The 12,398-nt window shown below is 71.8% G+C and carries 12 protein-coding genes; 5 read left to right on the top strand and 7 right to left on the bottom strand.

Annotated features, from left to right (window positions below; genetic code table 11):
* The 3 genes from M4D53_RS09985 to M4D53_RS09975 form a co-directional block, all read right to left on the bottom strand.
* Positions 1 to 994, bottom strand: a 994-nt coding sequence (locus tag M4D53_RS09985; RefSeq protein WP_259953786.1) for a winged helix-turn-helix domain-containing protein, incomplete at its 3' end; no start/stop codon positions are given.
* Positions 995 to 1,138: 144 nt separating this feature from the next.
* Positions 1,139 to 2,122, bottom strand: coding sequence for an FUSC family protein (locus M4D53_RS09980; RefSeq protein WP_259953785.1), 984 nt, complete (start codon positions 2,120 to 2,122; stop codon positions 1,139 to 1,141).
* 103 nt (positions 2,123 to 2,225) lie between these two features.
* Entirely contained in the window at positions 2,226 to 3,896 is a 1,671-nt protein-coding gene (locus M4D53_RS09975) for a SulP family inorganic anion transporter (protein WP_259953784.1), read from the bottom strand.
* A 180-nt stretch (positions 3,897 to 4,076) separates the two neighbouring features.
* On the opposite strand from M4D53_RS09975, the gene M4D53_RS09970 reads away from it, so the two are divergent.
* The 3 genes from M4D53_RS09970 to M4D53_RS09960 are packed head-to-tail and all read left to right on the top strand — an operon-like array spanning position 4,077 to position 5,781.
* Positions 4,077 to 4,463: an SHOCT domain-containing protein gene (locus M4D53_RS09970; protein ID WP_187663776.1), complete on the top strand. Its 387-nt coding sequence runs from the start codon at positions 4,077 to 4,079 to the stop codon at positions 4,461 to 4,463.
* 38 nt (positions 4,464 to 4,501) lie between these two features.
* Complete coding sequence (locus M4D53_RS09965) at positions 4,502 to 5,335, top strand: mechanosensitive ion channel family protein (RefSeq protein ID WP_259953783.1); 834 nt, start codon at positions 4,502 to 4,504, stop codon at positions 5,333 to 5,335.
* Positions 5,336 to 5,379: 44 nt separating this feature from the next.
* Positions 5,380 to 5,781 (top strand): RidA family protein, encoded by a 402-nt coding sequence (locus tag M4D53_RS09960; RefSeq protein ID WP_259953782.1) that lies wholly within the window; start codon positions 5,380 to 5,382, stop codon positions 5,779 to 5,781.
* 1 nt (position 5,782) lies between these two features.
* Here the strand turns inward: M4D53_RS09960 and M4D53_RS09955 are convergent, their stop codons facing one another.
* Genes M4D53_RS09955 through M4D53_RS09940 form a run of 4 tightly spaced genes read right to left on the bottom strand, consistent with a single transcriptional unit; the run spans position 5,783 to position 9,353 of the window.
* Entirely contained in the window at positions 5,783 to 6,859 is a 1,077-nt protein-coding gene (locus tag M4D53_RS09955; RefSeq protein ID WP_259953781.1) for a DNA polymerase IV, read from the bottom strand.
* A gap of 39 nt (positions 6,860 to 6,898) precedes the next feature.
* Positions 6,899 to 7,750, bottom strand: coding sequence for a CPBP family intramembrane glutamic endopeptidase (locus M4D53_RS09950; RefSeq protein WP_259953780.1), 852 nt, complete (start codon positions 7,748 to 7,750; stop codon positions 6,899 to 6,901).
* Complete coding sequence (gene trmB / locus M4D53_RS09945) at positions 7,747 to 8,472, bottom strand: tRNA (guanosine(46)-N7)-methyltransferase TrmB (RefSeq protein WP_187663771.1); 726 nt, start codon at positions 8,470 to 8,472, stop codon at positions 7,747 to 7,749. Before trmB ends, M4D53_RS09950 begins: the two co-directional genes overlap by 4 nt.
* A 41-nt stretch (positions 8,473 to 8,513) precedes the next feature.
* A complete protein-coding gene (locus tag M4D53_RS09940) occupies positions 8,514 to 9,353 on the bottom strand; it encodes a DUF3097 domain-containing protein (RefSeq protein WP_187663770.1) in 840 nt (279 codons plus the stop codon).
* A 122-nt stretch (positions 9,354 to 9,475) separates the two neighbouring features.
* Between M4D53_RS09940 and M4D53_RS09935 the strand changes: the two genes are divergently transcribed.
* Both M4D53_RS09935 and M4D53_RS09930 read left to right on the top strand, forming a co-directional pair.
* Complete coding sequence (locus tag M4D53_RS09935; protein ID WP_259953777.1) at positions 9,476 to 11,506, top strand: TPM domain-containing protein; 2,031 nt, start codon at positions 9,476 to 9,478, stop codon at positions 11,504 to 11,506.
* A 59-nt stretch (positions 11,507 to 11,565) separates the two neighbouring features.
* Positions 11,566 to 12,309, top strand: a complete 744-nt coding sequence (locus M4D53_RS09930) for a PspA/IM30 family protein (protein WP_187663768.1) — start codon at positions 11,566 to 11,568, stop codon at positions 12,307 to 12,309.
* The last annotated feature ends 89 nt before the right edge of the window (positions 12,310 to 12,398 follow it).

Here is a 12,398-nt window from a genome sequence, read left to right as displayed (position 1 = left end):
CCGCCCCCCGACGGTGGAGCTGCTCCTCTCGGTCGGGGCCGCCTTCCCGCAGCCGGCCGAGGAGGAACTCCCGCAGCAGTGGCGGATAGTGGTAGCGGGGCGGGTCCGCGGCGTCGGGTCCCGCGAGCACGGTGAGGCGGAGCAGCCGGTCGATCAGGGCCGTCACGGCCCCGGCTTCCGAGAGCACTGCGGCGAGTTCGGCGGTGAAGGTCTCCACGACCGCCGTCGCCTCCAGGAAAGACCGGAGCTCGCCGTCCAGGTCGCCGAGGACCTCCTCGACGAAGTAGTCCGCGACTTCGGGGGCGTCTCCGCGGAGCGGACGGGAGAGCACGGTCTGCGCCCCCGCGGCGTCGAGCATCATGAGCTGCAGGCCGGTCGCCCATCCCTCGGTTCGGGAGAGCACGGAGCTGATCTCCCCCTGGGAGAGCCGGATACCCCGCGTGCGGAAGAACGCCCTGACCTCGGTCGGGTCGAACGCGAGCGCGCGGGCGTCCAGTTCGAGCGCCACCCCCGCGATGCGTCGACGCGCCAGAGGGATGGCTCTCGTCCCTCGTCCGGAGAGCACCACGTGCACGTTGCCCGGGGCGTTCTGCACGAACGTCGAGATCAGCTGCGCGGTCTCCTCGTCCTCCACACGGTGCACGTCGTCGACGACGACGACGATGCGCCCCCTCGCCTCGCTGAGGGCCCGGGCGAGCGCCCGCGCCGTGGCCGCGGACCGCAGGGAGGACACCTGGGACAGCGCGTCCTGCAAGCCGGGATCGTCGATCCGCTCGAGTGCCGCACGCACGAGCGGCAGGTCCGCCTCCCCGCGCTCCAGCGCCACCCACACGAGCGCGATCTCCGCATCGGCGCGGAGATCCTGCGCCCACTGCAACAGCAGCCTGGTCTTCCCTGATCCTGCCGGCGCGCTCACGAGCGTGAGCGTCCACGGCCCGTCCATCGCGGCCGTCAATCGCGAGAGCAGGCGCTCTCGACGGACCTCGCCCTTCACCGCAGCAGGTAGGGGACTCTCGTCCGTTCCCGCCCTCCGTACATCGTGCAGCACTCGAAACCCCCCGATTTCGATCTTGCTCCCCCTCGCGGGCAGTCTATTGCAAGGTGGGAGCGGTCCCGCAAGAGGTATCGCGGACCGGGCTCACTCGGTGACGCCGGCGCGCACCGGCCGTCGGATCGCCAACAACGCCGGCACCAGCGCCCCGAAGAACAGCGCGAGGGCCACGCCCAGGAACGTCTCGAGGGTCCGCTCCAGGAAGCGCGCGGTCGGCGACTCGACCGATGTCGACAGCAGCAGGGTGAGGACGAGGAAGGTCGTGAAGGCGGGGGCGACATACCACCGGCTCTCCTGCACCGCGCCGAGACACCCCAGCACGACGCCGATCGCGAGGCCGATCACCGCACCACTCGGAGACAGCAACGCGAAACCGGCGGCCGCCAGCGCTCCGATGAGCACCGACGCCGCCCGACCGACGCTGCGGAGGACGAGCTGCCCGCGCACGGGACGCATCACGAGCAGCACGGCGCCCGTCGCCCAGCCCACGTGCTCGACCCCGGTCGCGAAGCCGATGGCGGCCGCCGTCCCCGCGGCGGCGCCCAGGAGAATCCCGTAGATCAGCAGGGCTCGCCCCTTGGGCATGGCCGCCGGGGCGCGCGTACCCGCCCCGTGCTCCGGCCACAGCAGCGCGATGAGCCACGCGTAGATCGAACCCGTGACGATCGCGCCCGCCAGAAGGAGCGTCGTCGAAGACAGGGGGAAGCTCAGACCGATCCCGACCATGGGCAGGACAAGGGTCAGAGCGAGCTGTCCGGCGCGCTCCCGCGCGGCGAGCATGCTGGCCAGCACCGCCAGCACGGCCAGGGCGAGCACGGCGAAGATCGGTACGAGGGAGAGGGCGGCGCCGAGCAGGAGCCCCAGCGCCACCAGCGCCCCCAGCACCGGGATCGCCGAGCGGGCCCGCCGCCGCGGGGGCAGTCCGATGACGGCCGCGGGCAGTACCCCGATGCTCAGCGCCAGCGCGAGAGCGGGGTCGAACGGTGCGACCGCGATCGGAGGCACGGCGTACAGGACGCCGAGACCGAACCGCGACCACCGCCACGTCAGTCCCCCGCGCGCCGCCATCATCGTCTCGCTCTCCGGTTCCGGCTGCGGTCGGGCATGCTCTCCCCGGTATCGATCGCCCCACGGATCCCTCGTGCCGTCAGCCTAGGCAGGCGATGACCGCGCGTCACCGCTCGTCGGGCACTTCACCCGGGTGAACGCCCCCGCGCTCCTCCCGATCCGCCGCGGCCCGGAGCCCGACATCGACGGCAGGGTGCACGCGGCCCGCCTCCACCAGCCCGGCGTACCAAGGGGTCCGCGCCGCGACGACGGACGCCTCCTCCGGCAGAGCCGCGAGGTCGAGCTGCACACCGAGTTGAGCCAGCTCCCGGTCGAGCGCCTCCAGGGTGTCGAGCACGGTGATGGACATCACCACCTGCTGCGGCAGCCCGAGCACGAGCGTCCGCACCGGCTCGGCCTGAGCCGCGACCGTCTGGACGATGAGCCGCTGGTTGGCGAGCGCGTTCGCGGTGTACAGCCCCCGTTCCGGTTCCAGACCGAGAGCACTCCCCCTCCGCCCCACGACCCGGACCCGGGGGATGTTGAGCTCCCGCAAGACGAGGACGAGGGTCACCACGACCCCGACGGCCACCGCAGGAAGGAGTCCCGCCGTGAGGCCGATCGACGCGACCGCGGTCGCGACCCAGAAGTCCACTCTGCTGATGCGCGCCCACCGCACGAGCTCGGGGATGTTGATGAGTCCGGCCACCGCCGTGAAGACCATGGCGGCCAGCGTCGCCTCCGGCAGCAGGCTGAGCACAGGAGCGAGGAAGAGCGCGACCAGGACGGCCAGCGCGACCGTCGTCAGCGTCGCCAGCTGGGAGCGGGCGCCGGCTCCCTGGTTGACCGCGCTCTGCGAGAATCCGCCTGCTGCGGGCATGGCCGCGAAGAATGCGCCGACGGTGTTCGCCGCCCCGGTCGCGAAGAGCTCCTGGTCGCTGTCGATCTGCGGCTCCGTCGCCTGGCGCAGGCTGCGCGCGACGGCAGCGGACTCGAGGAAGGCCATGACGGCGATGGCGAGCGCTCCCGGCACGAGGGCCGCGGCCTCGGACAGGTCAGGGATGCCCGGAACGGGCAGACCACCGGCCACCGGGGCGATGAGGTCGACCCCGAGTTCATCGATCCCGCCGACCCCGACGAGCAGCATGCCGGCCGCGACGACGACGAGGGTGCCCGGCACCCGCGGAGCGAAGCGCTTGAGGAGCAGGAGGGTGGCGATGGATCCGGTCGAGAGGAGCAGCGTGGGCACGTTGACGCTGTCGAACGCCCCTCCCACGGCGACCAGGGACCGGAGGAAGCCGTGGCCGGAGAAGTCGAACGACTCTCCGAGGAGCTTCGGCAGCTGGCCCACGGCCACCGTCGCCCCGACCCCGATCTTCAGTCCGAGCACGGTGGCTCCGCTGATGTTCTCGACGAGCGAGCCCAGGCGGCACGCCCGCGCGAGCAGCAGCACCGCCCCCACCAGGAGGGTGAGCATCATGAGCGCGCCGAGAGCGTCGTCCGACCCCGCAGCGACGCCCGCCGAGACCAGCGTCGTCGCGGTGAGGGTGGCGATGGTCGAGGTCGTCGAGACACTCATCGCCCTGCTGCCGCCCAGAAGAGCGTAGACGAGCATCGGCACGATGCACGTGTAGAGGCCGACCTGCACCGGGAGGTCGGCGATCGTCGCGTAGGCCATGGCCTGCGGCACCACCACCGCACCCGCGGAGAGGCCGGCGAGGACGTCCCGCACGATCCACTGGCGCTGGTAGCCGTCCAGAGTGCTCAGCAGCCAGGACGGTCTGCGCACTGCGCTCATCGGGGCTCCCTCCGCCGTCGAGGGAAGCGTACTGCCGACGCTCCGGCGGCGTCCGGCCGAGGACGCGTCGCGGACCCGAGTCACCCGGGTGAACTCCCCACGGAACCGGTGCGGAGGGTCACGGCCGCCGGTATGTTCCGAGCGTGCCCCGGCGACGGCGGCACCGAGAAAGGAGCAGTCATGGGATTTTGGGCATCGTTCTGGGACATCATCTGGTGGTTCCTGTGGATCTTCGCCTTCACCGCGTACCTCTTCGCTCTGTTCGCGATCATCGGAGACCTGTTCCGCGATCACAAGCTGAGCGGCTGGTGGAAGGCCGTGTGGATCCTCTTCCTGATCTTCGTGCCGTTCCTCACCGCCCTCGTCTACCTCATCGCCCGCGGCAACGGCATGGCCGAACGCAGCAGCGCCGAGGCGCGTCGGGCGCAGGAGGCCGCGAACGCCTACATCCAGCAGGTCGCCGGCAGCAGTCCGAGCGAGGAGATCGCTAAGGCCAAGGCACTCCTCGACGCCGGCACCATCACGCCGGACGAGTACTCCCTCATCAAGGCGAAGGCGCTGCAGTAGGCCGCGGCCGACCCCCACCATCGCGAGGAGCCCGCGGCATGGACCTGCAGGATCTGCTGCCCACCGACATCGACTGGTGGCAGCTGCTGCTCGCCCTGCTCGTCGCCCTCGCGACCTGGATCATCTCGCGGTTCGCACGCCGGGGCACCACAGCCCTGCTCCGGCGTGCCCCCGGGATCTCCGCCGCCGTCGGGACGGCGATCGCGCAGTTCGTCGGCTACGCCATCCTCCTGCTGGGCTTCGGCATCGCGCTCGCGATGCTCGGCGCCAACGTCCAGCCTCTGCTCGCGATCGTCGTCATCCTCGGCATCGTGGCGATCCTCGTCCTCCGCGGCGTCGCCGACAATTTCGCGGCCGGTGTGCTGCTGCAGGCACGGCAGACGGTCCGCATCGGCGACGAGATCGTCGTGGAGGCCCTGGATTCGGTCATCGCCGGGACCGTGACCGAGCTCAACGCCCGCGCGGTGATCCTGCACACCGTCGACGGGCGCACCCTCCACATCCCCAATGCGCGCCTGCTCTCGGATCCCGTCGTCAACGACTCCACCCATGGCGCCCGGCGCAGCGAGGTGGAGGTGCGGGTCCGGCGGGACGGGACGACCGGGATCGATGATCTGCTCGCGCCGCTCGTCGACGCGGCCGGGACGGCGGAGGGCGTGCACCGGCACGAAGGGGTGCGGGCACTCGTGGTCAGCGTGAGCGCAGACCGGCTGACCGCGCGGCTGCAGTTCTGGCACCACCCGCTGCACGGTGCCGTGGTGAGTGCCGCGGTCGTGATCGCGGTCTTCGATGCCCTCGGCAACCTCGGCACGACCGGCACGGTGACCAGCGTCCCGGCCCCACCACCGCTCGTCCCGTCCGACCCCGTGTGAGACCAGGGGTGCGCGATGTCGGTGCCCTCGGGCATGATCTGCGCATGGACATCACCTTCCTGCAACCGGACGGCCTCGTCCGCAGCCCTGCCTTCAGTCACGCCGCTGTCGTCCCGCCCGGGGCGACCACCGTCTACATCGGAGGGCAGAACGGCGTCGATGCCTCCGGTGCCGTCGTCTCCCCCGACGTGGCCGCGCAGTCCCTCCGCGCTCTCGACAACGCCCGAGTCGCACTGGAGTCCGCGGGGGCGACGCTCGACGAGGTCGTGAGCTGGACCATCCTCATCGATCAGGAGGCAGATCTGCGCGCGGCGTACGGCGCCGTGGCCGCCACGCTCGCCAGAGAAGGCGCCCCGCCCCTGGTGACCGCCGCACGGGTGGCGGGCCTCGGCGTGCCCGGAGCGCTCATCGAGGTGAGCGCGATCGCCGCAATGGTCCGCGACTGAGTCAGATGCGACCGCGCACGGGGGTGCGTTCCGCGCCGTCCGGCTCGTCGGGCATGGTCATCTCGGCACGGACACCGAGCAGCCGCACTTCCCGGTCGGCGTCGAGGGTCTCGCCGAGAGCGAGTGCCATCGCGACCACGTCCTCTCGTTCCGTCGTGGGGTCCGGGAGCTTCCGGCCGAAGGTCTTCGTCTCGAACGGCGCATACCGCACCTTGAGGTGCACCCGGGTGACCGGACGCCCTTCGACGGCGCAGTCGTCGAACGCGTGCCCCGCGAGCTCGCGCAGCGCATCCTGTACCGCGTCTCGTGTCGTGAGGTTCTGCTGATACGTGGTCTCTCGACTGTGGCTCCGGGCCACCCACGGGGTGTCGTCGACGATCCGTGGCCCCAGCCCCGAGCCCAGACCCAGATACCACCGCCCCATCTTCGGACCGAACTCCGCGACCAGCGTCTCCTCGTCCGCGGCCGCCAGCTCGCGCACCGTCGCGATACCGTGGGTCGCCAGCCGCTTCTGCACCTTCGGTCCCACGCCCCACAGGTCACGCGTCGGCCGGTCGCCCATCACCGCGAACCAGTTGTCGGCGGTCAGCCGGAAGACCCCCCGCGGTTTGCCGAACTCGGTCGCGATCTTCGCCCGCACCTTGTTGTCGCCGATGCCCACCGAGCAGTGCAGGCCGGTGGCCTCCTCCACCGCCCGCTGGGCGGCCCGCGCGACGCCCTCCGGATCATCGGTCGCGACTCCGAGGAAGCACTCGTCCCACCCCACCACCTCGAGCACCACGTCCGGCAGTGCACGCAGCGCGGCCATCACCTCGTCCGACGCCCGCTCGTACTCCGCGTGATCGACGGCCAGGAACACCGCGTCCTCCGGCGCCTTCCGCGCCGCGATCTTCAGCGGCATGCCCGACCCGATGCCGAACGCGCGGGCCTCGTACGACGCCGTCGAGACGACGGCCCGCTCGGTCGGATCACCGCGTCCCCCGACGATGACAGGACGGCCGGCCAGCTCCGGACGGCGCCGCACCTCGACTGCCGCGATGAACTGATCCATGTCGACGTGCAGCACCCACTCGGTCATGCATCGAGTGTGACCGCTGACGACCGCGAAGTCACCCCGTCAGACCAGGAAGATCGGCAGGAGCCCGGGGTTGTGGGCGTGGACGAGGACGGCGAAGACCACCGCATCGAAGAGGAGGTGCACCGTGACGACGTAGGCCAGCGAATGGGTGCGGAGGAAGATGAACCCCTGCAGCAGCGCGAACGGGATGGTCAGCAGCGGCCCCCACTCCCGGTAGCCGAGCTCCCAGAGGAAGGAGACGAAGACGACGGCCTGCAGCACGTTCGCCAGCGCATCGGGGAAATGGCGACGCAGCAGCGCGAAGACGGTGCAGATGAAGAACAGCTCATCCCAGATGCCGACCGCGCCGACGCCGACGAACAGCCGCGCGATGAGATCGGGCGTGTCCACCACGGGCCAGTTCTGATAGACGCCGCTGGTGATGAAGTAGAAGGGCAGGATCAGCCAGCCGAGCACCAGCACCGCGACGAGCCAGCCCCAGTGGAGCAGTCCCCAGCGCTGCCCGGTCCGCCAGGGGAACCGGATCGCCCGGTCGCGGAAGGCGAACCGCGAGAGCAGATACGGCACGAGCACCGCACAGCCGAGCGCGAGGGTGAAGCGCAGCATGGCCAGGTTGTCGAGCTCCGCCGCGAGCGGGATGACGCTCACGATGAGCATGCCGAGCGCGATCAGCGAGAGGTCACGGGTGAGCGAGGGCCGCCGGGATCCGTCGGCCCCGGTCAGCGGCTCGCCGCGGCGCTCCACGAGCAGGGCGGCACCGACGCCCAGCGCCAGCAGCAGCCAGCCGAGCCAGGGCAGCGCCACGACGAAGAAGGCCGGGGCGGCCGCGCACACCAGCGCCGCGGGGACGAGGCGCACCCCCATGGGCGCACTCGGAGAGGCCTCCGTCATGCACGATCCCGTCGGCGGTACACGAGATCGCGGATGTCGCGGCCCTTCGCACGGCCCTTCCGCTCGAACGCGGTCATGACGCGGCCGTCGAACCGCTCGGCCCAGTCGCCCTCGAAGGCCCGCTCGAACAGAGGCTCGGCGTCGAGCACCTCCCGCATCTGCAGTGCGTAGTCCTCCCAGTCGGTCGCGAGCCGGAGGAGGCCGCCGTCGCGCAGCGCCCTGGCGGCCGTGTCCCCGAATCCCGGGCGCACCAGGCGACGCTTCGTGTGGCGCTTCTTGTGCCAGGGATCGGGGAAGAAGATCCACACCTCGGCCGCCGCTGCCTCCGGCAGGTACGAGGAGAGCACCTCCGGCGCATTGGCCTCCACGACGCGGAGGTTCTGTGCACCCGCGCGGTCGGCGTCGAGCATGGTCCGGGCGAGCCCCGCACGGAAGACCTCCACCGCGAGGAAGTCGTCGTGCGGACGGCTCGACGCGGCGGCGACGATGGCATGCCCCTGGCCGGACCCGATCTCGACGAAGAGATCGGCCTCCCGGCCGTACTCGGCGGCGACGTCCAGCCGCGCCTCGGGGTGCACGGAGGTCCATGCCACCGCGCGCGGGACATCCAGCAGATAGTGCGGGGCGAGATCGGTGAAGGCGCGCTCCTGCGCCTCGGACATCCGGCCGCTCCGACGCACGAAGGACACCGGTTCGTCGCGGAAGGTACGCGGTTCGGGCATGGATCCAGGGTAGTCGCCGGCGGTCCCGCGGCCGGACGCGGTCACCCCGCGGGCGCGGTGACGAAGTCGATCAACTCCTCCACCCGCCCGAGGAGCGCGGGCTCGAGGTCGCGGTAGGTCGTGACCTTCGACAGGATGTGCTGCCAGGCCCTCGCCGTGTCGGCCTGGGTCTCGTGCGGCCAGCCGAACGCGCGGCAGATGCCGGTCTTCCAGTCGACGCCGCGCGGGATCTCGGGCCATGCCGCGATGCCGAGTGCCCGAGGGGTGACGCACTGCCAGACGTCCACGAACGGGTGGCCCACGATGCGGACGTGCCGGCCGTGCGGGCCGCGGGCGACCGCCTCGGCGATGCGGGACTCCTTCGACCCCGGCACGAGGTGGTCGACGAGGACTCCGTACCGCCGTCGCGCACTCGGGGGCTCAGCGGCGAGGAGCTCGTCGAGCAGATCCACGCCCTGCAGGTACTCGACGACGACGCCCTCGACGCGCAGGTCGGCGCCCCACACCTTCTCGACGAGCTCGGCGTCGTGCCGCCCCTCGACGAGGATGCGGCTGGGCAGCGCCGTCCGCGCCCGCTGATCCGCCACCGCGAAAGATCCGGAGGCCGTGCGACGGGGTCCCTGTGCGGACGCCGCCGGGGCGGCGAGGCGGACCGGAGCTCCGTCGATGAGGAAGCCGCCGCCGAGGGGGAACAGGCGCCGCCGCCCGAGCCGGTCCTCGAGCTCCACGGTGCCGCCCTGCACCTTGGTCACGGCGCCGCAGAACCCGTCCGCCGCGACCTCGACCACGAGATCGACCTCCGCGGGCACCTGCGGCACCGGCTTCGCGCCGCGCTCGCGCCAGCCCGCCGCCAGCACGTCCGATCCGTACCTGTCGTCCATGCCTTCCAGCGTATGTGCCTCCGCTGAGGGCGAACGCCGAGACGCGCGCGAGTGCTGTCGCGTGTCGTACCCAGTGCATAGACTCGACACATGGGGCTCGGCTGCCGGTCGGAGGGAACACGATGACGAAACGGTGGCTGACGCTGGGTGCTCTGGCCCTCGCGGTCGCGACGGGTGCGCTGTCCGCCTCGGCGGCGTCCGCGACCGATCCGCTCACGCTCGACTCCGGGTACGTCACCGATCAGGCCGACGTCCTCTCCCCCGCCGAGGAGGAACAGGTCGAGTCGCGCCTGCAGGAGCTCACCGACAACTCCTCCGCCGACCTCTTCGTCGTCCTCGTCGACGACTTCACCGACCCGAGCGACAGCGTCGACTGGGCCGATCAGGTCGCGAACGACAACCGGCTCGGCCCCGAACAGTACCTGCTCGCGATCGCCGTCGAGGGCCGCAGCCTCTACATCTCCGCGGACTCCTCCGGACCGTTGAGCGACGGGCAGCTCGCCGCCATCGAGGACGCCATCGCCCCGCTCGCCGGCAGCGGCGACTGGGTCGGCGCCGTCACACTGGCCGCGGACGAGATCCAGGGGGACGGCGGAGCCGGAGCGCTCCGCGTCACGCTGATCGTCGTCGGGGTGGTCGCGGCCGCCCTGCTGATCTGGCTCGTCGTGGCCCTGGTCCGTCGCTCGCGCCGCAACGCGGCCATCCGCGAACGGGGCGCCATGCCGGAGACCCCGGACCCCGCCGATCCGTTCTCCACGCTCACCGATGCGCAGGTGGAGCAGCAGGCCGGCGCCGCGCTCGTCCGCGCCGACGACGCCATCACCTCGAGCCGGGAGGAGCTGGGATTCGCCGTGGCGCAGTACGGCGAGGGCGCGACCGCGGAGTTCTCCCGCGCCGTCGACGAGGCGAAGGCGAAGATCGCCGAGGCGTTCGACCTCCGGCAGAAGCTCGACGACGAGATCGAGGATTCCATCCACGACCGGCGCGCGTGGCACATCCGCATCATCCGGCTGGCGGACGAGATCGACGACATCCTCGACGACAACACCGAGGCCTTCGACGAACTGCGCAAGCTGCAGGAGAACGCGCCGCAGGAGCTGGAGCGCGTGCGTCGGGAGCGCGACCAGCTGATGCCGCTCCTCACCTCCGCCGCACCCGCGCTCGCTGCTCTCTCCGGAACGTACGACCAGAGCACGCTGGCCACCGTGGCGGACAACCCCGCGCAGGCTCAGGAACGTGCGGCACTGGCGGATCGCTCGATCGATGCGGCGGCTCAGGCCCTGGCCGCCGGCCGCAGCGGAGAGGCCGCCTTCGCGATCCGCACCGCCGAACAGGCGGTCGCACAGGCCGCGCAGCTCGTCCAGGCGATCACCGCCCTCGGCGCCGAGCTGTCCGCCATCGAAGCGCAGGCGCAGGCCCTCGTGGCGGAGCTGGAGGCCGATGTCACCGCAGCCTCGCAGCTCCCCGATCCGACCGGCGCTCTGGCCGCCGCGTCCGGCGCTGTCACCGCGCAGGTGCGGGCGGCGCACCAGGATCTCCTCGGCACGCCGCGGAACCCGCAGCGGGCCCTGGACGCGCTCACCGCTGCGAACGCCCAGATCGACGGCGCGATCGCCCAGGGGCGGGAAGCCGTGGACCGCGCGCGTCGCGCACAGCAGCTCCTCGAGCAGACGCTCGCCCAGGCCGGGTCGGAGATCCGCGCTGCGCGCGACTTCATCGAAACGCGTCGGGGGACGGTGGGTTCCACCGCCCGCACCCGGCTCGCTGCGGCGGACGCCGCCCTCACCCTGGCGCTCACCCTGCGCACGACCGAGGTGGAGCGCGCCCTCGCCGAGGCGCAGCGCGCCCTCGGTCTCGCGCGCGAGGCCACATCCGCGGCGGAGGCCGACCTGCGCGCGTACTCCCCCGGCGCCTACGCGGACGACGGCTGGGGCGGAGTCTTCGGCGGCTCCGGGTCCCGCTCCACCGGCTCCGGCATCGGCGGGGACATCCTCGGCGGGATCATCGGCGGACTGCTCGCCGGCGGCGGGGGCGGCGGCTCCTCGCGGCGCAGCAGCGGCTGGCGCTCCTCGGGCGGCTTCCGCAGCTCCGGGTTCGGCGGCGGCGGATCCCGCGGTGGCGGACGAGGACGGTCCGGAGGTCGACGCTTCTGATCCCTCGCACAGACACATACGCCAAGCTCTCGAAGACGCCCCTCTGAAAGGAACCACGCATGACCAAGCAGTCCATCTTCGGACGGATCTCCACCCTCGTCCGCGCGAACATCAACGCCCTCCTGGACTCTGCGGAAGACCCGCAGAAGATGCTCGACCAGCTCGTCCGCGACTACACCAACAGCATCGCCGACGCCGAGTCCGCCATCGCGGAGACCATCGGCAACCTGCGGCTGCTGGAGCGCGACCACGAGGAAGACGTGCAGGCGGCCACCGAGTGGGGCAACAAGGCCCTCGCCGCCAGCCGCAAGGCCGACGAGATGCGCGGCTCGGGCAACAGCGCTGACGCCGACAAGTTCGACAACCTCGCGAAGATCGCCCTGCAGCGCCAGATCAGCGCCGAGCGGGAGGCGACGAGCGCCGAGCCGCAGATCGCGGCTCAGACCGAGATCGTCGACAAGCTCAAGAGCGGCCTGAACGGCATGAAGGACAAGCTCAACGAGCTCAAGAACAAGCGCAGCGAGCTCCTCGCCCGCGCCAAGGTCGCCGAGGCGCAGACCAAGGTGCAGGACGCGGTCAGCTCGATCAACGTGCTCGACCCCACCAGCGAGCTGGGACGGTTCGAGGACAAGGTCCGCCGCCAGGAGGCTCTCGCCCAGGGCAAGGCGGAACTGGCCGCCTCGAGCCTCGACGCCCAGTTCGAGAGCCTCGAGGACCTCGGGGAGCTCACCGAGGTCGAGGCGCGCCTCGCCGAGCTGAAGGCCGGCGGCAGCGCGCCGCGGCAGGCGCTCGAAGGCAACTGACCCCGTCGCGGGGGGGGGGGGGGGGGGCGGCCCGGGGGGGGGGGGGGGGGGGGGGGCGGGGGGGCCCCCCCCCCCCCCCCCGTGCCGAG

Origin of the sequence: Microbacterium meiriae, from assembly GCF_025143875.1 — a bacterium.
Taxonomy (GTDB): Bacteria; Actinomycetota; Actinomycetes; order Actinomycetales; family Microbacteriaceae; genus Microbacterium; species Microbacterium meiriae.
The sequence above is the reverse complement of the archived record's forward strand: the minus strand, read 5'-3'. Positions and strand labels throughout refer to the sequence as shown.